General features: G+C 63.5%; 22 protein-coding genes. 6 read left to right on the plus strand and 16 right to left on the minus strand.

The features are described 5' to 3' along the window. Positions 1 to 79: 79 nt before the first annotated feature. From GSQ90_RS27720 to GSQ90_RS27740, 5 genes are all read right to left on the minus strand, one after another. Entirely contained in the window at positions 80 to 331 is a 252-nt protein-coding gene (locus GSQ90_RS27720; protein ID WP_158818224.1) for a hypothetical protein, read from the minus strand. 375 nt (positions 332 to 706) lie between these two features. Beyond that, complete coding sequence (locus tag GSQ90_RS27725; RefSeq protein ID WP_158818225.1) at positions 707 to 1,498, minus strand: cyclase family protein; 792 nt, start codon at positions 1,496 to 1,498, stop codon at positions 707 to 709. Beyond that, on the minus strand, positions 1,498 to 2,727 hold the full coding sequence (locus tag GSQ90_RS27730) for an SDR family oxidoreductase (protein ID WP_158818226.1): 1,230 nt from the start codon (positions 2,725 to 2,727) through the stop codon (positions 1,498 to 1,500). The genes GSQ90_RS27725 and GSQ90_RS27730 overlap by 1 nt, the downstream gene beginning before the upstream one ends. Further along, complete coding sequence (locus GSQ90_RS27735) at positions 2,724 to 3,905, minus strand: thiolase family protein (RefSeq protein WP_158818227.1); 1,182 nt, start codon at positions 3,903 to 3,905, stop codon at positions 2,724 to 2,726. Before GSQ90_RS27735 ends, GSQ90_RS27730 begins: the two co-directional genes overlap by 4 nt. Further along, the gene (locus GSQ90_RS27740; RefSeq protein ID WP_246731814.1) at positions 3,905 to 5,551 is read right to left on the minus strand and encodes an ATP-dependent acyl-CoA ligase; all 1,647 of its coding nucleotides are present in this window, start codon (positions 5,549 to 5,551) and stop codon (positions 3,905 to 3,907) included. The genes GSQ90_RS27735 and GSQ90_RS27740 overlap by 1 nt, the downstream gene beginning before the upstream one ends. Positions 5,552 to 5,651: 100 nt before the next feature. Here GSQ90_RS27740 and GSQ90_RS27745 point away from each other — a divergent pair, with 100 nt between their 5' ends. The 5 genes from GSQ90_RS27745 to GSQ90_RS27765 all read left to right on the plus strand — a co-directional run bounded on the left by GSQ90_RS27745 (position 5,652) and on the right by GSQ90_RS27765 (position 11,271). Continuing rightward, the gene (locus GSQ90_RS27745; RefSeq protein ID WP_158818228.1) at positions 5,652 to 6,371 is read left to right on the plus strand and encodes a hypothetical protein; all 720 of its coding nucleotides are present in this window, start codon (positions 5,652 to 5,654) and stop codon (positions 6,369 to 6,371) included. Between the two features lie 167 nt (positions 6,372 to 6,538). Next, entirely contained in the window at positions 6,539 to 7,702 is a 1,164-nt protein-coding gene (locus GSQ90_RS27750; RefSeq protein WP_158818229.1) for an ABC transporter substrate-binding protein, read from the plus strand. Positions 7,703 to 7,745: 43 nt separating this feature from the next. Then, positions 7,746 to 8,789, plus strand: a complete 1,044-nt coding sequence (locus tag GSQ90_RS27755) for a branched-chain amino acid ABC transporter permease (protein ID WP_158818230.1) — start codon at positions 7,746 to 7,748, stop codon at positions 8,787 to 8,789. After that, entirely contained in the window at positions 8,786 to 10,555 is a 1,770-nt protein-coding gene (locus tag GSQ90_RS27760; RefSeq protein WP_158818231.1) for an ATP-binding cassette domain-containing protein, read from the plus strand. The genes GSQ90_RS27755 and GSQ90_RS27760 overlap by 4 nt, the downstream gene beginning before the upstream one ends. Further along, positions 10,552 to 11,271 carry an ABC transporter ATP-binding protein gene (locus GSQ90_RS27765; protein WP_158818232.1) on the plus strand — a complete coding sequence of 240 codons (720 nt, stop codon included), beginning with the start codon at positions 10,552 to 10,554 and terminating at the stop codon, positions 11,269 to 11,271. The genes GSQ90_RS27760 and GSQ90_RS27765 overlap by 4 nt, the downstream gene beginning before the upstream one ends. Here the strand turns inward: GSQ90_RS27765 and GSQ90_RS27770 are convergent. Then, positions 11,268 to 12,065: an aspartate/glutamate racemase family protein gene (locus GSQ90_RS27770; RefSeq protein ID WP_158818233.1), complete on the minus strand. Its 798-nt coding sequence runs from the start codon at positions 12,063 to 12,065 to the stop codon at positions 11,268 to 11,270. The genes GSQ90_RS27765 and GSQ90_RS27770 overlap by 4 nt on opposite strands. 18 nt (positions 12,066 to 12,083) lie before the next feature. Further along, positions 12,084 to 12,263, minus strand: coding sequence for a hypothetical protein (locus tag GSQ90_RS27775; RefSeq protein WP_158818234.1), 180 nt, complete (start codon positions 12,261 to 12,263; stop codon positions 12,084 to 12,086). 252 nt (positions 12,264 to 12,515) lie between these two features. Here GSQ90_RS27775 and GSQ90_RS27780 point away from each other — a divergent pair, with 252 nt between their 5' ends. Then, positions 12,516 to 13,040 carry a MarR family winged helix-turn-helix transcriptional regulator gene (locus GSQ90_RS27780; protein ID WP_158818235.1) on the plus strand — a complete coding sequence of 175 codons (525 nt, stop codon included), beginning with the start codon at positions 12,516 to 12,518 and terminating at the stop codon, positions 13,038 to 13,040. Between the two features lie 170 nt (positions 13,041 to 13,210). Here the strand turns inward: GSQ90_RS27780 and GSQ90_RS27785 are convergent, their stop codons facing one another. The 9 genes from GSQ90_RS27785 to GSQ90_RS27825 all read right to left on the minus strand — a co-directional run bounded on the left by GSQ90_RS27785 (position 13,211) and on the right by GSQ90_RS27825 (position 23,291). Next, on the minus strand, positions 13,211 to 14,662 hold the full coding sequence (locus tag GSQ90_RS27785; protein WP_158818236.1) for a M81 family metallopeptidase: 1,452 nt from the start codon (positions 14,660 to 14,662) through the stop codon (positions 13,211 to 13,213). Continuing rightward, a complete protein-coding gene (locus GSQ90_RS27790) occupies positions 14,659 to 15,624 on the minus strand; it encodes an ABC transporter ATP-binding protein (RefSeq protein WP_158818237.1) in 966 nt (321 codons plus the stop codon). Before GSQ90_RS27790 ends, GSQ90_RS27785 begins: the two co-directional genes overlap by 4 nt. Beyond that, on the minus strand, positions 15,621 to 16,610 hold the full coding sequence (locus GSQ90_RS27795; protein ID WP_158818238.1) for an ABC transporter ATP-binding protein: 990 nt from the start codon (positions 16,608 to 16,610) through the stop codon (positions 15,621 to 15,623). Before GSQ90_RS27795 ends, GSQ90_RS27790 begins: the two co-directional genes overlap by 4 nt. 1 nt (position 16,611) lies before the next feature. Continuing rightward, on the minus strand, positions 16,612 to 17,493 hold the full coding sequence (gene ddpC, locus GSQ90_RS27800; RefSeq protein ID WP_158818239.1) for a D,D-dipeptide ABC transporter permease: 882 nt from the start codon (positions 17,491 to 17,493) through the stop codon (positions 16,612 to 16,614). A gap of 1 nt (position 17,494) precedes the next feature. After that, the gene (locus GSQ90_RS27805; RefSeq protein ID WP_158818240.1) at positions 17,495 to 18,511 is read right to left on the minus strand and encodes an ABC transporter permease; all 1,017 of its coding nucleotides are present in this window, start codon (positions 18,509 to 18,511) and stop codon (positions 17,495 to 17,497) included. An 88-nt stretch (positions 18,512 to 18,599) separates the two neighbouring features. Beyond that, positions 18,600 to 20,189 carry an ABC transporter substrate-binding protein gene (locus GSQ90_RS27810; RefSeq protein WP_158818241.1) on the minus strand — a complete coding sequence of 530 codons (1,590 nt, stop codon included), beginning with the start codon at positions 20,187 to 20,189 and terminating at the stop codon, positions 18,600 to 18,602. Between the two features lie 105 nt (positions 20,190 to 20,294). Continuing rightward, positions 20,295 to 20,540, minus strand: coding sequence for a hypothetical protein (locus GSQ90_RS27815; RefSeq protein ID WP_158818242.1), 246 nt, complete (start codon positions 20,538 to 20,540; stop codon positions 20,295 to 20,297). Between the two features lie 33 nt (positions 20,541 to 20,573). Then, a complete protein-coding gene (locus GSQ90_RS27820) occupies positions 20,574 to 21,746 on the minus strand; it encodes a M20 aminoacylase family protein (RefSeq protein ID WP_158818243.1) in 1,173 nt (390 codons plus the stop codon). Between the two features lie 27 nt (positions 21,747 to 21,773). Further along, complete coding sequence (locus GSQ90_RS27825; RefSeq protein ID WP_158818244.1) at positions 21,774 to 23,291, minus strand: M81 family metallopeptidase; 1,518 nt, start codon at positions 23,289 to 23,291, stop codon at positions 21,774 to 21,776. Positions 23,292 to 23,302: the final 11 nt, after the last annotated feature.

Below are 23,302 nucleotides of genomic sequence, written 5' to 3' on the forward strand. Positions count from 1 at the left end.
TCGGCAGCTCCTCGAATCAGGCTGCCCCCAACAGGAATCATAACCGATTCATTCGAATCGAGAAGTTTCGAGACGGACACTAAACGACCAAACCTATCATTTGGGGCAGTTGTTCTCGCGCCATCCGCAAATCGGCAGTGGAGCCGCTATGGCCGACTCGGGCGCGATCCATGATGAGGTAGCGCGTGGCGAGATCGAGCGCGACGTCGATTCGCTGCTCGACCAGAAGGATCGCCAATGAGCCGTCGTCGACCCGCGCGCGCATCGCATGCGCCATTTGCTCGACGACGATGAGAGCGGGGCCCTCCGAAGGTTCGTCCATCAGCAACACGCGGGGGTTCCCCAGCAATGCGCGCCCGCAATCGACATAATTGCATCATTCCCAAAATCGTTGAATCCGTCATGCAGTGGGAGCATTGCTCACTGTCATGATAGGACGGCAATAAAAACCCGGGATGGCCCGGAGAGCTGCAACAACGATTGCCAGCATCAAACCCATGCATCGGATTAGGAAGGGTCAGTTTGGATTCGGGAAGCTTGGCGTCCGAGACAAATCGCGTCTGACATTTGGTACGCAGTTCGCGTTGCATAATCTGCGTTAAGTTCCCGAGCGCCTAATTGCGCTGATTTTCAACGCTTGCACCACAGGCCCCGCGGCTACGGCAGCGCCCGAAGATTTAGCCCCGGCACGGTGGGGACGAACGCCTCATACCGATGGGACGATCGCCAGTGCTCGCAACGGACTTCCCGACCCGCGCACGATCTTGAGCGGCGCGGCGATCAGCAGCGCTCCGGTGGGCGGAAGTAGGTCGAGGTTGGTCAGGCATTGAAGGCCATAGCGGCCGGCGCCATGCAGAAACGAATGGGCGGGATAGGGCGGCAAGAAATTATGGGCTTGTCCCGCGTCAGTGCCGATGGTCTCCGCTCCGAAACCGAGGATGCCGCGACGCTCCACCAGAAATCGGATCGCCTCGGCGGACGGCCCTGGCGTGTGGGCGCCATCCGCGCGCAGGTTAGCGTAAAGCTCTGGGGAGCGCTTCGACCAATCCGTCCGCATGAGAACCCAGGAGCCGGCGGGAATTGGCCCATTCGCGGCCTCCCAAGTCTCTATGTCTTCGATCTCGAGCAGAAAGTCCGCATTCACGGCGGCTTGCGCCGAGCCATCAATCACGCAGGCGGGCGCGATGAAATTTTGCGGGTCGATCGCGTCCACAGTTCCTTTGGCCAGATCGCGTCCGGTCACCCAATGCGCCGGTGCGTCAAAATGCGTGCCGGTATGCTCACCCATGGAAATGTTGTTCCAATACCAGGCGGGACCGCGATGGTCGTAGCGACTGATCTCCTCGATACGGAACGGCGCGGACGGACCTAGCTCCGGCGGCAAGACAATTGTGGGAAAATCGGGGTCCAGGGTCAACGTGAGATCGACGATCCGCAAACGCCGATCAGCGAGCGCAGCGGCAATCGCCGCGATGCCGGGCAAATCGCCGGCGGTCATCACAAGGTCTCCTGATAGGACAGGCGGGGGTCCTCCGCCCATTTGGCGTATATTTCCTTAGCGATCTCGCCGACGACAACCTCCTCGCGGCCCTCCCGCAAAGCCGCGATCAGCGCGGTCGCCAAAGCCGTCGGCGCAACTTTCGGCGGCCTGATTGTCTGGCGCCACTCGTCGTCGATCGGTCCTGTCAGCACATCGACGACCTTCAGTCCGCTTGGCCGCATCTGAGCGCGCAGCCCGTGCGAGAGACTGCGCAGCGCGGCCTGCGACGCGGCGTAGGCGCCATATTCCGGAGCGCCTGATAGGCTCCAGGCGGAAATGATGTTGACGAAGGCGGCGGCGGCGCGGCCCGTCTCGGCGGCCCGCCCGCGCATCACCGGACCGAAGGCGGCGGCGAGACGCATCGCGCCCAGGCAATGGGTCTCGAAAGTCATGCGCGCCTTCGCCGCGTCCTGTCCGTCAATCAAGCCGCCGGGTCGGAAATAGTCCGAATTGTTGACGAGGATGTCGACTTTATCGCCGAGGCGACCAGCGAGATCGGCGACGGATTGGGGATTGGTCACGTCCAAGGGCATGATTTCGACGGCGGCTTGGCCGCCCGGATTTGCATGCGGTTTCCATGTTTCGGCGACGCCAACGAGGACGCGCGCGGCGCCCGCGTCAAGGAACGCCTGGACTAGACTGGCGGCGGTCGAGGCGCGGCCGTCGACGATAAGCGCATTGCGGAATTTGGGATCTGCGGTGAAAGCGCGCAATTCCGGATCGTCCTCTTGATGTGGCGTGGGCCGCTCAGGCATCGCGAATATCGCGCCACGCCCGGCGGGATCTAGCTTCAAATCCAACGTCACGCGATCGCCGGAGCTGCAATCGCCATGCAGATGCGCGACGATACGCACGCCCGCGTCGATTTCCACCAAGCCCGTGCGCCATGGCTGGCGGTCGCGGAAGTAGGGCTCGCTGGAGATCCGCGTGACCGTGATCGCATTGACGGTTCCGCCTCGCGCGACCTCGCGCCATTTGAGCGCGCCAGAGAGGCATCCGCCGCAGAGGTCGCGCGGCGGATATTGCACCGCGCCACAATCTTCACAAATTTGCAAACGGAAGCGCCCTTCCGCGGCGCCGACCGCGAGCCCTAGCGCGGCGCGGCTGCGCGCCGACGGTAGCGGCGTCGGCGCCCGCGAGGGGACCAGCGGATTCTTTTTTTCGGGCGGGTCGAGCGGCCGCGTCATGCCCTAACGCCTTCGATAATGGCGGCGCCCGAGCAGAGCCCCCGATCATAGTTGATCATGCCGAACCCGCTGACGACGGCGCGGCGCGCATTCAACACGGCCGCGCCCAGCGTTAGCCCGGTGACCTGCCGCAGAGCTTCGACGATTCCGAGATGGCCGCCGGCGGCGCCGGCTTGCCCCGTTGAGAGCTGGCCTCCGCTCGTGTTCTGCGGAAACGCGCCACCGACCGTCAGATCGTGTTGGCGCACGAAGGCAGGGCCCTCGCCCTTGGCGCAGAAGCCCAGATCCTCGAACTGCATCATCACGATGACGGGATAGTCGTCGTAGGTTTCGAGCACGTCGATGTCGTCGGGCTTCAGACTCGCCATCGTCCACATTTCATCGACATCGAGCGCCCAACCGCCGCGATATTGAACGATGTCGTCGGCGAAGGCGTTGTGCCGCTCTATGGTTGAGAGCAGACGCGCGTGCGGCAAGCGTGCAGCGAGCGCGTCTTCCTCGCGCATCACCAGAAACGCTTCGGCGCCGGCGCAGGGCATCACGCAATCAAACAAAGACACGGGATCGGAAATCGGCCGTCCCGCCATATATTGCTCCAGGGTCAACGGTTTCTTCATCAGCGCATTGGGATTGGATAGCGCGTTAAAACGTTGAGCCACACATATCGCGCCGAAATCCTCGCGTTTGGCTCCGAACTTGCGCATGTAATGATCGGTGATCAGCGCAAAGCTCGCGTTCGGCCCCCCCGATCCATAGGGATAGCTCGCGTCCTGCGCGAAACGACTGAACGCCGGCAGCATGTCCTGAAACGACGTCACGCAATTGGCGTCGCCGGCGACCACCGCCACGACCGATGCGTCACCGGACTGGACAGCGCGCGCCGCGCGCCGCAGTGCGACGATTCCGGACGCCCCGCCCATGGGAATATGATCGAGCCAACGCGGCTTGAGGCCGAAATGTTGCGTGAGCCCGACCGCGCTGTCAGGGCCCAAGGTAAAGCTCGAGACGCAGAAGCCATCGATCTCGTCCTTGCCGACGCCCGAGACGCGAATGAGTTCGCGCAGCGCCGTTCCGATCCACCAAGGCGCGGCGTGCAGCGAATAGCGTTCGTAGGGCACGGTCACGGGCGCGCACAATACGACGCCATCATAGGGCTGGCGCCGCGAATGGACCGCCATCAGCGCGCGACCTTATAGCCGATCGCGACGCTGTCGAAGGTCGTGGCGGTGACGCCGCGCTCCCTTAGGCGAAATTTCTGCACCTTGCCGCTCTCCGTGGTCGGCAAGATCTCAACAAAATCGAGAAAGCGCGGCACCGAGAAATAGGGCATGCGCGGCGCACAAAAGTCGAGCAACTCTACTGGCGCGAGGGCGGCGCCCGGCTGCAAGATCACGGCCGCCATCACCTCGTCCTCGGCGAGCTCAGAGCGCACCGGGAACACCGCGGCGTTGGCGACGGCGGGATGGCCGACAATCACCTGCTCGACCTCGTAGGACGAAATGTTCTCTCCCCGCCTGCGAATGGCGTCCTTCATGCGATCGAGAAAGCGAAATCGGCCATCCGCCTCGCGGATGACCCGGTCGCCGGTGTGGAACCAGAAGTTCCGCCAGGCCTCGACGGTCTTGTCGGGCATCGCGAAATAGCCGGTGGCGAAGGAGAACGGCTCGTCGGGGCGCAGGGCCAATTCTCCCGTCTCGCCATCGGGCAACGGATTGTCCTCAGCGTCGAGCACGGCCGCCTCGAACCCGGCGCGCAGCCGGCCCATGGTTCCCGGCCGCTGATCGCCGGGCATGTCGCCGATGACGAAATTAGTCTCGGTCGAACCATATCCGTCGATGATCGCGATGCCGAAGCGACGCGTAAACGCCGCGTGATGCTCCGCGGGAACGCCCGGCGCCAAAGCGACCCGCACGCCGTGGCGGCGCTCGTCGTTGGAGGGTGGACGCGAGAGCAGCATGGGGACCATCGCCCCCAACAGGAACGTCGCCGTTGCCCGATGTCGATTGAGCGAGGCCAGGAAATCGGAAACCGAAAATCGCTTTTCGACGACCAGCGTCGATCCCGTCAGAACCGCCTGATAGAACGAGTTGAGCGCGTTGGTGTGGAACAGCGGCAGCGTCGTCAGCAAAATCTCGTCTGTCCCCAGACCCAGCAAAGCGGCCGTATGCGCGGCCCACCAGAAATACTGCGCTTGCGGGCAACAGACGCCCTTGGAAGGCCCTGTCGTTCCTGAAGTATAGAGAATGGCGACCGTGTCGCCTGGCCGAGAGGGATGCGGCTGCGCGGGTTCGCCGGGCTGAGGCAGCGGCGCGGCGACATAGGCGGGTGGAATCTCAAGCGCTGTTTCGCCGACGATCCACAGCCGATCGAGCGGCGCGCCCGAGCGCTGCGTCGCCAGAACCGCGGCGAGGAATTCCGCGTCGACGACGGCAACGCGCGCGCCGCAATTTTTCAAAATATGCTCGAGTTGCGCGCCGCGCGAGGCCGTGTTGATGGGCACGGCGATGATCCCGGCCCAAGCGCAGCCAAGATAGGTCCGCATCAGCGCCGAGCCATTGCCGCACAAAATCGCGACCCGGTCGCCTGGCTGCAAACCGGCCTGAGTCAGCCGCGCGGCCATCCCCGCCGCAACGTCGCGCGTTTGGCGAAACGTCCAGGCTGCATCGGTGGATCGGAACAGCCATCTGTCGCCGAAACGCTCCGCTTGGCGGGAGAGCATAACGGGTAGAGTTCGCTCCGCCGGCCCGAAGTCGCTCGCAAAACGCGTGAGCGCATCGTCGGCTGAGAGCGACGCGGAGCCGGCCTCGATAGGAGATGAAGTCACGAGCGGCGTCCGTTGCAAATATTATGAGCTTAAAGCATTATGGTCCGAATCCAGCGAGGGTCAATACGATCCGGCGGAAACGCGGAGCGGTCAAACGCGCATGATTCCGACGCTGTTTATCGTCTATCGCGACGCCGAAGCTCAACTCTCCGACGCCGATTTGCAAAGCGTGACCAGCGTCGTTCAGACGTTGTCCGGATTGCAAGACGGCTTGGCGTTCACGCCCCTAGCGACAGGCGCGCAACCCTTCGCAAGAGATGGTCGCGGTCCGCCCCTGGTTCTGCAACTCGACTTCGCGACGGCGCAAGATCTGGACGCGGCGCTTACGGGCGCGGGCCCTCTCGCACAAATCCTTCGCCCCGGCGCGTTGCCCAGCCTCGCCACTGCCGCCGTCGCATGTCAACGCATGATCGGGCGCCGCTTCGCCACGCCCGATCCGACCTTCAGGTTGGCGCCGAACGCCCTACCCTGCACATTTCTCGTCGACTATCCCGGAACTGCCGACAATCTGGAGGCTTGGCTCGACCATTACGACGCGCACCACCCGCCGATCATGACGCGATTTCCCAACATCCGCGAGGTGGCGACTTTCCGTCCCGCGCCGGAGACGGGCGCCAATCTGCCGTGCGCGCGAGGGACCTCGATGCAGCGTAACAAAGTCGTGTTCGATTCATCCGATGCGCTCGTAGCCGCGCTGGCCTCGCCCGTCATGGATGAGATGCGAACGGATTCCTCGGCTTTTCCGCCCTACTCACGACGCGCAACTCATTTCGTTATGGCCACGCGGCGGCTGCGGCCCCTCGTCGAGATCGGCGGTTGACATGTCGCTCATAGATATTTTAGCTTTCAAATAATTAGCCGTCTTATAGCGAGGTCCGTGTTGCAGCGCCGTGGTCCCGCAGATGATCGCAAGGCCCGGTCCGGCGCGCAAGCGTCCGCCCTCAACAACGCAGCGGCAGCCCAAACGAACACGAAGAGAGAACTCTCATGAGCGGTACGCGCGCACGATGGATAATCAGCCTGTCGGCCGCGCTGATCGCAGCGGCGGTTACTCCCGCCTCGGCGGAATACAAGGTCGGCTTCATCACTTCGTTGAGTGGTCCGGCGGCGACGATCGGCGTACCCTACGGCCACGGAATCGCGGCGGCCAAGGAATACAAGGGCGATATCGATGGGGAAGCGATCACGCTGATTCAACTCGACGACGGGTCTGATCCCTCAGCCGCAACGCGCGACACACGCAAGCTCATAGAGGAAGACAAAGTCGACATACTGATCGGCACCGCGACGTCCACTTCGTCGATGGCGATGGCCACGGTCGCCAATGAACTGAAAGTGCCGTTCATCGCGCTCTCGCCAATCAAACCGCCGGCGGCCGAGAATGGAGAGCGCTGGACGCTCGCGGTCACCCAGCCGCCGCCGCTGATGGTCAAGGTCGTCACCGACCGCATCACGCAAGATGGGGTGAAGAGGCTCGCCTATATCGGTTATTCCGAGGCGTGGGGGGACTTCGTCTACAACGGCGCGAAGGCGGCGGAGAAAGAAGGCGGCCTCCAGATCATCACCAACGAGCGATATGCGCGCACCGACACGACGGTTACGGCGCAGATCTTGAAGATCATGGCGACGCAGCCGGAAGCCGTTCTGATCGGCGGCTCGGGAACGCAAGGCGCGCTGCCGCTGCTGACGCTGTCTGAACGAGGGTTCAAGGGCAAGATCTATGGCACGCCGGCGATCGTCAACGCCGATTTCATCCGCGTCGGCGGCAAGGCGGTCGAGGGGATACTGGCCTCGGGCGGTCCTGTCATCGTCGCGGATCAATTGCCCGATTCGCACTACGCCAAAAAGATTTCGCTTGCGTTTCGCGAAGCGCATTTGAAGGCGAATGGCGTTCCGAGCACCGACAGCTTCGCCCCCTACGCCTTTGATGCATGGCTCATATTCGCCGACGCCGCCGCGCGCGCCAAAGCGAGGGCCCAGCCGGGCACGCCCGAATTTCACGACGCCTTGCGCAAAGCGCTGTTCTCGGTCAAGGACCTCGCTGGCACGCAGGGCCTTTATAATTTCACCCCGGATTCAAGTTACGGCGTGGACGAACGTTCGCTCGTGCTGATGCAGTTAGTGGACGGAAAGTGGAAATACGCGCCGTGATGATCGTCGCGGCGGCGCCGGTGGGACGGGAGATATCGGGCCGATGACGCCTGACATCGCGGCGATTCTCGCCGTCGACGGAATCGCCAATGGCGCCATTTATGTCCTCGTGGCGATTGGACTGGTGCTTATCTTCACGGTGACGCGCGTCATCTTCGTGCCGTTCGGCGATATTTCGGCATTCGCCGCTTTGACCCTGGCGGCCATCAATGAGAAACGGCTGCCCGGCACGGCGGGACTTGTTCTCGCGCTGGCAGCCATTGCGACTCTGATGGAACTCGTTTCGTTGGGTCGCCGTGGACGTTGGCGCGCCGCGCCGCGTGCGATTGGGTTCTATCTTTTGCTGCCCGTATTAGCGGTGGCGAGCGCTCGCATCGGCTTAGCCTACGATCCGCCGATGCCAGCGCGCGTCGCCATAGCCTTGCTGCTCGTCCTGCCGATCGCCCCGCTGCTAGACCGCATCGTATTTCGCCCCATCGCCGACGCGACGGTGCTGCTGCTTTTAATTGTCGCGGTGGCGCTGCATTTCGCGCTGGTAGGCCTGGGCCTGTTGTTCTTTGGCCCCGAAGGCGTTCGCACCGATCCGTTCACCGACGCCTCGTTTGAGATAGCGGGCCTGTCGGTTTCCGGTCAGACGGCGTTGATCGTCATCGCCGCGATCGTGTTCAGCGCCCTGCTCTATCTGCTGTTCGATTTCACTTTGACCGGCAAGGCGCTACACGCGACCGCGGTCAACCGAACGGGCGCGCGCCTGATGGGCATTCGGCCCGAAAGATCGGGCGCGATCGCCTATCTCCTGGGATCTCTGATGGCCGGCGTCTCCGGCATTCTCATCGCGCCTGTCAATACGATTTTCTATGATTCCGGGTTTCTTATCGGTCTGAAGGCGTTCGTTGGCGCGATCATCGGCGGATTGATCAGCTATCCCGGCGCGGCGATCGGGGCGGTTTTCGTCGGAATGCTCGAGAGCTTCGCCTCCTTTCAGAGCAGCTCATTCAAGGACGTCATTGTGTTCGCCCTGCTGATTCCGGTTCTGCTCTGGCGCTCGGTCGCCTCGGTCTCCCAAGAGGAAGACATCGAGGAATGAGCGCGCTCCCGATGAGGATAGCGGCCGTCCTCGCCATTCTCGGGATCCTGACCGCGCCCCATTTCGTATCCGCGTTCGACGTGACGCTGTTGAACTTCATCGGCATCTACGCCCTCGTCGCTATCGGCCTTACTCTGCTGACCGGCGTCGGCGGCCTCGTTTCGTTTGGGCAGGCCGCGTTCGTCGGCATCGGCGCCTATTCGACCGCCTGGTTGACCACGGTCGAGGGACAATCGCCCTGGCTCGGCCTGGCGTTCGCGATCCTCTTGACTTGCGCTGTCGCCGCCGTGCTGGGCGCCGTGACGCTGCGTCTCAAAGGTCATTTCCTCTCCTTGAGCACGCTCGCCTGGGGCCTCGCGATCGGCTTCTGTTTTGGCAATATCGACGGACTCGGCCATTTCACCGGCATCGCGGATATACCGCCCATTCGCGTGGGATCGCTCGCGCTTATAGGTAGCGGCCAGATCTATTATCTGATCTGGGCGTTCGTAATCGCCGCCGTCTGCCTCACCCATAATCTGCTGGACTCGCGTGCGGGACGGGCGATGCGCGCCCTGCGCGGGGGCAATCTTCTGGTCGAGAGTCTTGGCGTCGACGCTTTCCGCGTCCGGCTGACCCTGTTCGTTATTGCCGCCTTCCTCTCGGCTCTGTCAGGTTGGCTCTATGCGCATCTGAGCCGATATGTCAGCCCTTCGCCGTTCGATGTCGGCATGGGCATCGAATATTTGATGATGGCGATGGTGGGCGGCGCGGCAAGTCCGATCGGGGGCGTTGTCGGCGCCGCGCTCATTTCGATTCTCAAAAATTCCATTCAGGACTATCTGCCGTTGCTCGCCAAGGGTCTGTCGGGCCAATTGGAGATCGTCGTGTTCTCGGTTCTCTTCATCATCTTCTTGCAGCGCGCGCGCGACGGCGTGACGCCCTTCATCGCCAAAAGACTGCCCAAAGCCAAACCCATCTCTCCCGCGCCGGCGCCGCCGCTCGCACAACGATCTCAACCGACGCCCGGCGCACCGCTGCTTCAGGTACGCAACGCCGAACGGCGGTTCAAAGGGCTGATCGCTGTCAACCAACTCAGCTTCGATGTCGCGGCAGGCGAAATCGTCGCGCTCATCGGCCCAAATGGGGCCGGCAAAAGCACGATGTTCAACCTTCTGACCGGCGCGCTCCGCCTCACCTCCGGCTCTATCATCTTCAACGGACGAGAAGTCCGCTCGATCAGCCAATGTCGGATCGCGCGCGCCGGCGTCGCGCGAACTTTCCAACATGTGAAGCTCCGGCCGCAGATGACGGTGCTCGACAACGTGCTGCTGGGCGCCTACGGCCGGCTATCGTCCGGCGTCCTCGCCGGCGCGCTCCGGCTCAACCGCGCCGAGGAGGCCCGCGTGCGCTATGAAGCCTTACGCCAACTCGAGCGCGTCGGCCTCGCGGAGCGCGCCTTCGATCTCGCGGGAAACCTGCCGCTCGGCGAGCAGCGCTTGCTCGAAATCGCCCGCGCGTTGATCGCGGATCCGATTCTTCTCGTGCTGGACGAACCCGCCGCCGGATTGCGCCGCCAGGAAAAGCAGGCGCTCGCGGAACTCATGCGTTCTCTGCGCGCGGAGCGACTGACGATTCTCCTCGTCGAGCACGACATGGACTTCGTCATGAACCTCGCCGATCGCGTCGTCGTGATGGAATTTGGCGCCAAACTCAGCGAAGGCGCGCCCGCGCAGGTTCGCGACGACCCGCGCGTGCAAGAGGCTTATCTCGGAGGCGTCGCGTGAGCTCGCTACTCGAGATCGAGGGCGTCGGGGTTTGCTACGGCAAAGCCGAGGCGGTGCGCGACGTCTCGCTCAGCGTGCCGGGCGGGCGGATCGTCACCGTCATCGGCCCCAATGGCGCGGGCAAGACGACACTGCTGATGGCGGCGATGGGGCTGCTGCCCTTCAGCGGGCGCATGATCTTCGATGGCGCCGACCTCTCGCGGTTCGGGACAGAAGAGCGGGTCGAGCGCGGCCTTTGCCTCGTGCCCGAGAAGCGCGAGCTGTTCTCGGAAATGTCGGTCTGGGACAATCTGCGATTGGGCGCCTTCAGCCGCCGGGATCGCGACGTCGCCGTGGATTTGCAGGGCGTCCTTGCGCGCTTTCCTCGCCTCGCCGAGCGGCGGCGTCAGTCGGCGGGAACCTTGTCGGGCGGCGAGCGCCAAATGCTCGCGCTGGGACGCGCGCTGATGATGAGGCCGCGCCTGCTCATGCTAGACGAGCCGAGCCTCGGTCTGGCGCCGCTGATCGTGCGCGAGATATTCAAGGTCATCGCGTCGCTGCGGCAAACCGGCGTCTCCATCCTACTGGTCGAGCAGAACGCTCGCGCAGCGCTGGAGACGGCTGATTTCGGCTATATCCTGGAGACCGGCGAGATCGCGGGATCGGGACCGGCTGACGCCTTACTGCGCGACCCCAAACTCATAGAGACCTATCTGGGCCATGTTTCGGGCGTTTAGCGCGCAGAGGTCGGCTTTATCGGCGCCAACATGGCCTGAAAGTCCGCCTTCGCGCGCTCGGGCGCCAGCGCGAAACTCGGGCCGCGGCTGGGCTCGATCCCATCGAGCGCGCGAATCTGCATCCACATTTCCGCGCTCTTCAGCGCAATCGAAGCGCAATTGACCACGGGGGCGTGTCCGATGCGATAGGAACGCTCGCTCGCGACGAGCAATCCCGGCAAGACGCCCGCCGGCACGATAACGTCAGCGCCCGACGCGACCATCGGCTCCGCGCATTCGGCGAACCGACGAAGCAGGCGGTTCTTGGCTTCGACATCCCCGTCGAAGGCGGCGTTGAAATCCTCTGGAACGAAGCTCAGCCCCTTGACATGGGTGATCCGTCCGCCGAGCCCGTAGCGGTCGGCTTGTTCGTAGTGCCAGACCTCGAACACCGGATCGAGCGTCACCAGGCCGATGCGGCGACCGAGCTGCGCGGCGGCGAACAATGTCGACTCGCCGACGCCGATGACGGGGATGGTGAGCGCGGAGCGCAATTCGTAGAGGCCGGGGTCCTGAAAATGCCCAAGGACGAATCCGTCGTAGCCCGCACGCTCCGCGTCGATGCCATTGCTGATCGCGCGCATCGAACAGCGGGCCTCGGAGAGCCGGCCGAAGTCGCGAACGGACGGCGATAGACCGCCGCGCACGTCGATGGTCACGCCCGGCGCAGCGATTTGGGAGAGATAGGCCGATAGCCGCGCGAGATAGGGCGCGCTGGCCTCCTCATCGACAAAGCTCTGCCAATAAATGCGCATGATCGCCCTTCCCGGCGCCTAGAGGCTGATCGAGCCGATGCCCGCGCGCCCGCAGACATAGAGTACCTGGCCGATGAGAAAGCCCGCCTCAGGCGCAACGAAAAACTTCACCGCCCGCGCCACGTCATAGCCGCGACCAAGCCGACCGACGGGAATGGCCTGTGTGAGCTTTTGGGCGCGCTCGGATTGCGGCGACATCACGCTCTCAAACATTCGGTGTCGGCGATCAGGCTCGGCGCGACGACATTCACGGTGAGGCCGGACGACCCTATTTCCAATGCCCAGGGCCAACAACGTCCAACGAACTTTCATCTTGGCGCAAAAAAGTTTAGGGTTCAAGCGTCTGCGCGCTCGGCAGCGGCAAACAGGGGAGGCGGCGATTGGCGATTCTTGGACATCCAAAACATCGCCGTTCATAGCCCTCGCCCGTCTCCATCCCGGTTGGGCGCCATGAGCGACAATTCCCTCGATCTCGCGACGCAGGCGGTCGATCTCGAAATCATCGTTGACCGCGCGCGGGACGGTCAGAAGCTGCAATTGCGGCTATGGTTGCGCATGCTGTCCATCACCAAGATGATTTCGCAGGAGATTCGTCGAAGGCTGCGGATCGAATTTCAGGCGACCTTGCCTCAATTCGACATTCTGGCTCAGCTCTATCGTGAGCGGGACGGCCTTCGGCTCGGCGAATTGTCGCGTCGAACCATGGTCACCAACGGCAATATCACCGGCCTCGCCGACCGACTCGAGGCCGACGGTCTGATTGTGCGGGAGATTCTGGACGGGGATCGCAGGGTGACCGTCGCCAAATTGACCAAACAGGGCCGGGAAACCTTCGCCGAAATGGCCAGCGCTCACGAGGGCTGGCTGCGCGAGCTCATGAGCGACGTCGACCAGGACACGCTGGCGCTCGTATTGAGCCAACTCGCGACCGTCAAAAACTCGGCGAGCCGCAGTCTCGTCGAGAGCGAAGACTGAACGTCGCACGCCCCGCGAAATCCTCAGCGAACATCGCCGCGGCCAGCGGACCAAAATACGGTCCTTGCCGCTTGATCGGCGGCGAGTTCCTGGCGCCTGCTTGGCTCGACCTCCAACGTTTGCGCCACAACCGTCAATATGACATCGCCCGACAAGCTAACGAATTCGCCTCAAGCGGCGAAAGGATCGGCTGTGAGCGGCCATAGCGGACGAGTGAGCTTGGTGTAGCGCGTGTCGTCGTGGCCAAGCGCGCCGGGACCGGCCGCGTAAAGGATCGCGGCCGAGATCGGAGCGAAGCCGGCGTGGAAATGCTGCGTCGACTTCACGACGATGATCTTGCGGCTGCGCAGGTCGAGGCCGGTCTTCTCAAACCCTTCGGGGTGAAATACCTGCGTTCGGTGCGTATTCAATACGAGGTCGATGCCTTGCGCCGAAACCCAGGCTGCCGAGCCCATGGGCGCCGGCGACGCGCCAAAACGCTGCATCACGTTCTCGGCGAGACCGCGCACAGTGACGACGAGATCGACCGGATCGCCGGAGCTCTTGCCGGTCTTGCCGCCGATGCGCAACGCGAAAGTGGCGCCCACGCCCGCATCCACACAGAAGCGGACGGCGACCGGATCCCAATAGTAGCCACTGACGACGTCGGTCACGCCGCGTTCGAGCATACGGCGCAGGACGAAGGTGGAATCGCCCGGCGCGCCGCCGCCGGCGTTGTCCGCCGTGTCGGCGATGACGACGGGGCCGCCCTCGATCGCCAGCGCCCGATCCAACGCCTCGTCGATGTTCAGAAATTTCGCGCGGATCGACTCGCGCATGGCGAATATCTCCTCGCCCAGCCGCCGGGCGACACTCGCGGCTCGCCCGGCGTCGCCGTCCACCACCGCCAGCGTCTTCATGCCGACATCCGCCACATCGGCCCAGGGAAAGCCGTGGCCGAGCGACACCGATAGCACGCCATCCTTACCCTCCATCGCGTACATGCGATCCACGAAGCCGCGCAACGGCTGTTCGGTGGTGCGGAATGCGCCGATCATCCGGCAATCCCAGGTCGCCATCACGGGATGAGTGCGCCCCTCCGCGGCATCGGCGATCAGCGTAAACAGTTCCTCCGCGCGGTCGCCGATGTCGGTGTGCGGGTACTCCTTGTAGATGACCAGAGCAGTGGCGCAGCGGATCATGGCGTCGGTGAGATGGCAGTGCAGGTCAAGCTCCGCGCCCACCGCCGCGCTATCGCCGACGATCGCGCGCACGCGCGCCAGGATGTCGCCCTCGCAATCGTCGACGCCCTCCGCGGCCATGGCGCCGTGCAGCGCCAGGAGGACCACGTCCACCGGCATCGCCCGGCGCAGATCCTCGAGCAACTCGTCGCGCAGCCGCTCATATGCGGCGGCGACGATGCGCCCGCCGGGTTCCGCGTAGGTACAGAGGCTCTCCGCCACTTCCCAACCCCGCCCCTCGGCCCGCCGCCGCCAGATGATGAGCTGGTTGGAGCAGTAGTTGGACGGGCGCCGGGTCGCATCGCCATGCGCGAGAAACGCGTCAGCGAAGTTCTGATAGCCGGTCGGGATCGGTGCGAATGTATTCGTCTCCGTATCGAATCCCGCGATGAAAACCTTCAAACTATGTCCTCCACAAGATCCGCCGCCCGGTGGCAGCGGGCGAGATGATTATCGGCCGTGAGGCCGGCGAACGGCGCCAGCGACTGTGGCCGTTCGCAGCCGTCGACGACGAAGGGGCAGCGGTCACGGAAGAAGCAGCCGGCCGGCAGACGCCGATTGCTCGGCAATTCCGTGTCGGCAATGGCGAGGCCCGCGTCGAGCGAGCGGCCGATCTCGGGCACGGCGTCAAGCAGAAGCCTGGTGTAGGGATGCGCCGGACGGGCGAGCACGTCCGCGGCAGGTCCAAGCTCGACGATCTGGCCGAGATACATCACGGCGATCCGGTCGCAAAAATGCCGGACCACCGATATGTTGTGCGAAATCAGGATGTAGGTGAGACCACGCGCGCGGCGCAGGTCGGCAAGAAGATTGAGGATCTGCGCCTGCACCGAAACGTCGAGCGCGGAAGTCGGCTCGTCGAGCACAATCACATCCGGCTGCGCCGACAAGGCGCGCGCGATGGCGATGCGCTGGCGCTGGCCGCCGGAGAATTCGTGGGGATAGCGCCCGATCTGTTCGCGCCGGAGCCCGACCTGCTCGGCGAGGTCGCCGGCAAGGCGTTTCAGATCGGCGACCGTTCGATGTTCGCGCAGGAACACAGGCTCGGTGATGATGCGCCAGACCGGCAGGCGCGGATCGAGGGAAGACTGCGGATCCTGGAACACGATCTGGAGCCGTTGGCGCGCGCCCACGGTCCATGCGAGGCTGCCTGCTGTCGGCTTCACAAGACGGGTCAGTACGTTGGCGAGGGTCGACTTGCCGCAACCCGATTCGCCGACGACGCCGAGAACCTCACCCGCCTCGACAGCGATGTCGACGCCGTTCAGCGCATGGACATGAGCGATCGGACGGCCGAGCCAATCCATGCCCACGGGAAAGCGCACGCTGACGCCGTCGAGGACCAGGAGCGGCGAATGGGTCATTGGACGGCCTTCGCGGCAAGCCAGCAAGCGGCGCGATGGCCATCGGAACCAGTCGGGATGAGCGCCGGGCGCCTCTCGCAGACCGCCGAGGCCTGCGCGCAGCGCGGCGCAAAGGCGCAGCCGGAAAGCTCTGCGGTGAGATCGGGAACCGAGCCGGCGATCGATCGCAGCCGCTCGCCCGGCGCGGCCCGCTCCGGCAAGGCGTCGAGCAGCGCTTGCGTATAGGGATGGGCTGGAGCGCCCAATACTTCCGCGGTTGGCCCCTCCTCGACCACGGCGCCGGCATACATGACATAGAGGCGATCGCAGAACTGCGAGGCGACCGCCAAATCGTGGGTGATGAACAGAATCGCCGTGCCGAGTGAGTTCGCCTTGGCGCGCAGAAGGTGGAGAACCTGACGTTGGACCGTCACGTCAAGCGCTGTGGTCGCCTCGTCGGCGACGATCAGCTTTGGCTCGCAGGAAAATGCGAGCCCGATCAACACGCGCTGGCGCATGCCGCCTGAGAGTTCGAAGGGATAGCGCCCGAACACTTGTTCGGGATCAGCGATACGCATATCGCCGAGGAGCCGGATCGCCAGATCGCGCGCCGCGCGCCCGGACAAACCCCGATGGAGCCGTATCACTTCCAGCATCTGTCGCCCGATCCGTCTGGTCGGGTTGAGCGCCGTCAACGGTTCCTGAAAGATCATCGCAACGTCGCGGCCGCGGATATTGACCATCTCTTTTTCGCTCGCTGCGAGAATGTCGCGCCCGCAAAGCGCGACCGACCCACCCGCCACTTCGAAGCGGCCTTCGGGCAAGAGACGCATGGCCATCAGGGAAGTTACGGACTTGGCCGAGCCGGACTCGCCGACGATGCCGACTCTCTCACCTGCGTCGACGCGGATCGAAGCGCCGTTCACGGCATGAACCGCGCCGCCGTAAGTCGGAAACCGTAGGGTGAGATTGCGGATTTCGAGGACGACGCGCGATGGGTCCGCCATGTCAGCGCCCCTTCTGTCTGGGATCGAGCAAGTCGCGGACGCCGTCGCCGAGAAGGTTAAAGCCCGTCGCGGTGAACAGGATCGCGAAGCCGGGAAAGGCGGAATACCACCATTGGTCCAGGATGAAGTTGCGGCCGGTGGAGACCATCGCCCCCCATTCGGCCGTCGGCTGCTGGGCGCCAAGGCCAATGAAGGAGAGCGCCGAAGCCATGAGGATGGCCCCGCCGAGATCGAGAGTCGCCTGAACGATAAGCGGCGGCATGGCGTTGCGCGCGACGTGCCAGCGCAGAACCTGCCAATTCGAAGCGCCAAAGATATAGGCGCCCTTCACATAGGGCATTTCGCGGATGACAAGCGCCTGGCCGCGGGCGAGCCGGACATAGAACGGGATGCGCACGATCGCCATGGCGAGCATGGCGTTGAAGAGACTCGGACCCAGCGCCGCCGCCAGCGCCATGGTGACGACCAGCGACGGCACGGAGAGGACAACGTCCATGATGCGCATCAGCACTGTATCGACCCGGCCGCCCAAGATGCCGGAGAGGCAGCCGACCACGGCGCCGACGCCGCCAGCGATAACAACGACAAAGAACCCGACGCCGACCGAAAGCCGCCCCCCAAAGACGACGCGGCTGTAAAGGTCGCGGCCAACTTCGTCGGTGCCGAACCAATGGGCGCCCGAAGGCGGAGCGAGACGCGCTCTCAGGCTTATCGCATTTGGGTCATGGGTCGCGAGCCAGGGCGCGAACGCCACGAAAACGAGCACCGTCAGAATCATCAAGATCCCCAAAACCGTCAGGGGGCTCTTGCGGATGCGGTAGAATAGGAAGCCCCAATCGGAGATGGCGACGGGAGCGGCGACGATGGGTCCGGCGGCGCTCACGTCAGTTGACGCCCGTGATGCGCGGATCGATCGCCATGTAGATCAGATCGACCGCCAGATTGACGAGCACATAGGCGAAGGAGACGACGACCGAAAAACCCATCACGGCGGGAAAATCGAGTGACTGGATCGAGTTCACGACATAGGCGCCCATGCCCGGCCAGGCGAACACCGTCTCGGTCAAAACAGCACCGTAAAGGAGGTCGCCAAGCGCGAGGCCGAGCACTGTGATCGACGGGATCAGCGCATTGGGGAGCGCGTGACCGCAGATGACGCGCCATTTCGCGATTCCGTTCGCCCGCGCTGTGCGGACATAATCCTGCTGCAGTTCATCAAGCATGGCCGAGCGAATCTGGCGGGCGACCACGCCGAGGTGGATGAAGCCAAGGGTGAAGGCAGGCAGGACCAAGTGGCGCAACGTGCTGCCGAACGCGGGAAGATCGCCGGCGAGGAGGCTGTCGACGAGGTAAAATCCGGTCACGCGTGAGGGAATCGCAAGGTTCGGATCGATGCGCCCGCCCCCAGGCAAAACGCCAAGCGCGCCATAGAACGTCACGATGAGGATAAGGCCGAGCCAGAAGGCTGGCGTCGAAATGCCAATGACCGCGAGGGTGCGCACCACATGGTCGATCGGCCGGTCGCGGTAGACGGCCGAGAGCACGCCGAGCGGCGCGCCCATCAACGTAGCGATCAGCAGCGCGACGAGAGCGAGTTCGAGGGAAGCAGGAAAGAAGGCGACGAGATCCTCGATCACCGGCCGGTTGGTGCGAAGCGAGGCGCCGAGATCGCCGCGCAGGATGCCTGTGAGGTAGCGCCAATATTGTTCCGGCAGCGGGCGATCGAGGCCCATCTGCTGTCGGATGCTCGTTACGATTTCATCGCTCGCCCGATCGCCAGCGACGAGGCGGGCGGGATCGCCGGGGATGATGTGCGAGATCGCGAAGGTGATCAGCGAAACGCCGAACACCACCAACACCAGAAAAATCAGGCGCTTCCGAATAATATTGACGAAGGGCAACGCGCTCTCCCCCGGGCATGGGTTGCACGGCGCGACAAGGGGCGAGACCGACCGTCGTCAGGACGGCCGGCCCCTGAATTGGACAGGTTTATTTGGTCTTCGACATGGCGCCGATATTGTAAATTTGCTCGAGCATCGGGTTGAAGACGAAGCCGGCGACGCTATCGCGCAGGGCGATCTGGCTATTCTTCTGCACGAGGTAAACGTAAGGCGCCTCATCGACCACGATCGCCTGCGCTTCCTTGTAGAGCTTCACGCGCTCGGCCTGATCGGTCGCGCTGGCGGCCTTGCGCACCAGTTCGTCAACCTTCGGATTGACGTAGAAGGCGCGGTCGCCCGATAGGCCCTTGCGATTCGAATCGAACCAATAGTTCATGAACATGTAGGGGTCCGCGAAGTCCGGGCTCCACTTGCCGACGCCGATCTCGAAATCGCCCTTGCCAAGGCGCTCGCGATAGGCGGCGTTGGCAAGTTTCTCGAGTTTCACCTCGATGCCCAGAGCGGCGAGATTGGCCTGGACGGCTAGGCCGATCGGCTCCCAGTTCGGATCGCGTTCGGAATAGAGAAAGCTGAGCTTGGGCGCCGTCACGCCAGATTTCGCCAGTTCCGCCTTGGCCTTGGCGAGATCCTGCGTGTACTGCATCACATTCGGGTCCTGGCCCCACATGCCGTCCGGTATCGGTCCGCGCATCTGCTTGGCCTGGCCGTCGAAGATGCCATCGACAATGCCTTGGTAGTCGATCGCCCAGGAAATGGCGCGGCGGACTTCCGGCTTGTCGAGCGGGGGTTTTGAATTGTTGAGATAGAGATAGGTCACTAGCAGGCTCGGATATTCCTCGACGCGAATGCCGGGCTTCTTCTTGATCGCCTCCACCTGATCCACGGGCAGATCTTCGGCGATGTCGAGATCGCCGTTCTCGAGTTGAAGGCGTCGCGCGGCGGCCTCGCCGACGATCTTCACGCGAACCTTGGAAAACGCTGGCTTTTCGCCGGCGTAGTTCGCATTCGGCTCAAGCACCAGCGACTGGCCTTTGTCCCAACTCACGAGCTTGTAGGGGCCGGACCCCGCGGTGTTCGCCGCAAGCCAGGCCTTGGCCATGTCGCCGTCCTTGGCCTTTTCCTCTACCTTCGGATTGACGATGCCGCAGCCGTTATTGGCGAGCGCGTAGAGAAACGGCGCGTAAGGCGAAGGCAGTTGGAAGCGGACTTCCATTGGGCCGATGACGGTCACCGTTGTGTTCTCGGGCAGCGCTTCCGACGGCCCCTGCTTCAGCTTGAACAAACGATCGAAGGAATATTTCACCGCCGCGGCGTCGAGAGAGGAGCCGTCGTCGAACTTATTGCCGGCCTTCAGCTTGAAGTCCCAGGTCAAGCCATCGGCGGAAACGCTCCAACTGTCCGCGAGTTCCGGCTCGACCTCGGTCGATCCCTTGCCGTTGATCGTCTTGTAATGAACCAGCCTTTGGTAGGCGTAGTAGGTCACCGTCCAGTCGTTGTTGTCCACTGTGATGTCCGGATCAAGCGTTTGCGGATCGGCCGCCTTGCCGATCGTCAGAACGTCCTTGGCGGAATCCGCGACCGCGGGACCTGCGAGCACGGCGGCGAGCGTCGTCGCAAGCGCTGCGGCAAAAGCGATGGTCTGGAATTTCCGATTCGATGGGCCCGTGGCGATAAACATGGTCACTCCTCTTCCGATCACGAGTCCGGCGCCTTCGCCGCGGCCCTTTCAATCGTCGATATCATCCCATTGCGCGGGCGGCGTTCATCATCCGTCCGCGCACGATTACAGCTTCAAATTCCGTGACAGGCAATAGCGCATCGCGTGTGGTCCAAGTAATAAAGCTCGGTTCGCAAGACTCTCCATGGCGTAACCGCATGAGCGGAACGCGCGGAATGCGAAGTCCTGAATTGGATGTTCGGGCTCACGAGCCGACGCGAACGGCGCCAACTCCTGCGGATCGGCGATCTGTTCGGCGAAGCCGGCAGCCACCGAGGCAACGACTTTGTCGCGAAGATCGGCCTCTTGCATGCGTATCACTTAAGCTTGATCTCCGGTGGGCGGTCAGGCCGGCGCCACGACTGGCAGGCGCGTTTCGACGAGCCGCGCAAACAGGCTCGCGCCGACCGGCAAAATTCCGTCGTCGAGAATGAAACCGGGATTGTGAACAGGCGTCGAGCCGCTGTGGCCGAGCCAGAAATAGGCGCCTGGCACGGCGCCCAGCATATCAGCGAAATCCTCGCTGCCCATCTTCGGCTTGGGCGTCGTCGAAACATTCTCTGCGCCCACAACGTCGCGCGCCACGTCGGCGACGATCTTGGCGTGCTCCGCAGTATTCACAAGAACCCTGAAGCTATCGCGAATATCGACGTCAATTTCGACCTCGAAGCTTACCGCGACGCCAGCGCAGATGGTCCGCATGCGTTCCCGCATCAAAGCGCGGCTCTCGTCGGAAAAGCCGCGGATGGTGCCGCAAAGCTTCGCATCGTCGGGAATGACGTTGTAGGCGGAGCCGGCATGAATCTGCGTGATCGACATCACGGCCGCTTCGTGCGGATTGACGTTGCGGCTGATGATTGTCTGCAGGGCCTGGCCGAGCGCCATGGCGATGACGACCGGATCCTTCGATTGATGCGGCATGGCTCCATGGCTGCCGTAGCCGCGGATCGTAATGTCGAAGAAATCCGCCCCGGCCATGCCCGGTCCGGCGAACGAGACGACCTGTCGCGGCTCGAGATCGGGCGCGTTATGCAAGCCATAGATCTCGTTGCAGGGAAAGCGCTGGAACAGCCCATCGGCCAGCATGGCGCGCGCGCCGCCAAGCCCTTCTTCCGCGGGCTGAAAGATGAAGACCGCCGTGCCGTCGAAATTACGCGTTTCAGCGAGGTAGCGCGCCGCGCCGAGCAAAATGGTCGTGTGCCCATCATGGCCGCAACCATGGAAACGATTGGGGATCGTCGAACGCCACGCCAGATTGGTCTTCTCTTCCATCGGCAAGGCGTCCATGTCGGCTCGCAGGCCGATGCGGCGGCCGTTATCGCCGCGCCCCTTCAACAGGCCGACAACGCCGGTTCCGCCGATGCCGCGATGGACCTCGATGCCCCATTGCGTCAGTTTGTCGGCGACAATGTCGGAGGTGCGGTGCTCCTCGAAGCCAATTTCCGGATGGGCGTGGAAATCCCTACGGATAGCGGTCAATTCATCAGCGAATTCTTCAATGCGAGCTATGGTTGGCATGGGTCTTTGTCCTCAGCGGGTGGGAGATTATCGATGGCTCGCGCGTCCGAAGACGGGACCATTCGGTTTGATGCGCATTTCCGGGCGCAATCGCCTCCAGGGCAACGCCGCCGGATCGGCCGGCATTGCGCCGGGCGCGGCGCATATCAGGATCGTCTCGGCGATCGGTTCGAAATCGGCGCGGAAATGAACCGAGCTTTTGTTGACGAGAATGGCCTGCTCGGTTGGTTCGATGCCGACATAGCGAAACATGGCCTGGTCCGCGAGTTGCGCCTTGCGTGAAGCGACGACGACCCGCACGCCGCCGATGCGCAGGCAGGCCGATGGGCCCAGATTCATTCGACTGCCGCCGAAATAGGGGCCCGACGCCGTAAAGCAGCCGTCAGACAGCGTTTCCACGGCGAAGCTTGCTTCCAGGGGCGCATCGCCTGGAATGCCAGACTTGCCGCCCAGCGCCAGCGTCACAGTCTGGCCTGCCCCCGCCGAATGCGCAACAGCCGCAGCCTGCGGGTCGACGATGATTCCGAGCGCGGCTTTCGAAGCGCCGTTAGCCAAGAGAGCGCGCAGCATGCCAGTCGTGTCGGAATCGCCGCCGGCGCCAGGGTTGTCCTGCGTATCGGCGATGACGACAGGTTTTTTAGCTCCCGATGCAATCGCCATTGCCTGACGAACGCCCTCGTCGGCTCCAAATATCCGCCCGTCGAAGGTGGCTTCACTATCGGCGACGAGCTTTGCGATCGCGTCCGCCGCGGCGTCCGCATCGGCCTGGGTCTGGCCATAGGCCATAACCGAAGGCCCGCAACCCGAGAAATCAGCCGCTGGAAAGCCAGGCGCGAACGAGAGCGTCGGAACCGCCGCGCTCTCAAGCCCGGCGAGCCTCGCATATATGTCTTTGCAAGGCTCGATGGTCGTGCATTGCCAACTGATCGGAATGAGAAACGGCATCTGCCGAAAGGCCTTGGCGAAGCGGCGCCCGGAGCGCAGCAGCAGCGCCATGTGCCGGGCGCAGGCGCGACCGGTGTCGGCCATGTCGACATGCGGGTAGGTGCGATAAGCGATCAGCGCATCCGCATGTTCGATCATGGCGTGGGTGACATTGGCGTGCAGATCGAGGCTGACGACGAGCGGCGCGTCCTTGCCGATCGCGTTGCGGACGCGCGCCAGCAATTCGCCCTCGCCGTCATCCAAATGTTCGGCGACCATGGCGCCATGCAAGTCGAGATAGACGCCGTCGAGCGGGCCGGCGGCGGCGAGGCCGTCGCCGATCGCCTTGGCGATGCGTTCATAGGCGTCCTCACGCACATGCGCGGAGGGGCTTGCGGCGCACCACACGGTCGGCGCAAGTTCCCAGCCGGCGGCTTCCGCGGCTTCGACGAAGCCGGACATGCCGATATTGACCTTGCGCGTCGCATCTATCAGCGCGGCCCCTTTCGACATGGCGGGCCAGCCGCCGCCTTGCACAAAGTCTTCATAACTCGCTTTCGTTGGCGCGAAGGTATTTGTCTCGTGCAGGAATCCACCGACGCCAATGCGGAACGCCGCCATAATCTCACCTC

Source organism: Methylocapsa sp. S129, from assembly GCF_009765995.1.
Classification (GTDB): domain Bacteria; phylum Pseudomonadota; class Alphaproteobacteria; order Rhizobiales; family Beijerinckiaceae; genus Roseiarcus.

Excerpts from the sequence above, each read along its gene's own strand:
- GSQ90_RS27725 (WP_158818225.1), bottom strand. The coding sequence starts at position 1,498 with ATGACCGCCGGCGATTTGCCCGGCATCGCGGCGATTGCCGCTGCGCTC.
- GSQ90_RS27730 (WP_158818226.1), bottom strand. The coding sequence starts at position 2,727 with ATGACGCGGCCGCTCGACCCGCCCGAAAAAAAGAATCCGCTGGTCCCC.
- GSQ90_RS27735 (WP_158818227.1), bottom strand. The coding sequence starts at position 3,905 with ATGGCGGTCCATTCGCGGCGCCAGCCCTATGATGGCGTCGTATTGTGC.
- GSQ90_RS27745 (WP_158818228.1), top strand. The coding sequence starts at position 5,652 with ATGATTCCGACGCTGTTTATCGTCTATCGCGACGCCGAAGCTCAACTC.
- GSQ90_RS27750 (WP_158818229.1), top strand. The coding sequence starts at position 6,539 with ATGAGCGGTACGCGCGCACGATGGATAATCAGCCTGTCGGCCGCGCTG.
- GSQ90_RS27755 (WP_158818230.1), top strand. The coding sequence starts at position 7,746 with ATGACGCCTGACATCGCGGCGATTCTCGCCGTCGACGGAATCGCCAAT.
- GSQ90_RS27760 (WP_158818231.1), top strand. The coding sequence starts at position 8,786 with ATGAGCGCGCTCCCGATGAGGATAGCGGCCGTCCTCGCCATTCTCGGG.
- GSQ90_RS27770 (WP_158818233.1), bottom strand. The coding sequence starts at position 12,065 with ATGCGCATTTATTGGCAGAGCTTTGTCGATGAGGAGGCCAGCGCGCCC.
- GSQ90_RS27775 (WP_158818234.1), bottom strand. The coding sequence starts at position 12,263 with ATGTCGCCGCAATCCGAGCGCGCCCAAAAGCTCACACAGGCCATTCCC.
- GSQ90_RS27780 (WP_158818235.1), top strand. The coding sequence starts at position 12,516 with ATGAGCGACAATTCCCTCGATCTCGCGACGCAGGCGGTCGATCTCGAA.
- GSQ90_RS27790 (WP_158818237.1), bottom strand. The coding sequence starts at position 15,624 with ATGACCCATTCGCCGCTCCTGGTCCTCGACGGCGTCAGCGTGCGCTTT.
- GSQ90_RS27795 (WP_158818238.1), bottom strand. The coding sequence starts at position 16,610 with ATGGCGGACCCATCGCGCGTCGTCCTCGAAATCCGCAATCTCACCCTA.
- GSQ90_RS27810 (WP_158818241.1), bottom strand. The coding sequence starts at position 20,189 with ATGTTTATCGCCACGGGCCCATCGAATCGGAAATTCCAGACCATCGCT.
- GSQ90_RS27815 (WP_158818242.1), bottom strand. The coding sequence starts at position 20,540 with ATGCAAGAGGCCGATCTTCGCGACAAAGTCGTTGCCTCGGTGGCTGCC.
- GSQ90_RS27820 (WP_158818243.1), bottom strand. The coding sequence starts at position 21,746 with ATGCCAACCATAGCTCGCATTGAAGAATTCGCTGATGAATTGACCGCT.
- GSQ90_RS27825 (WP_158818244.1), bottom strand. The coding sequence starts at position 23,291 with ATGGCGGCGTTCCGCATTGGCGTCGGTGGATTCCTGCACGAGACAAAT.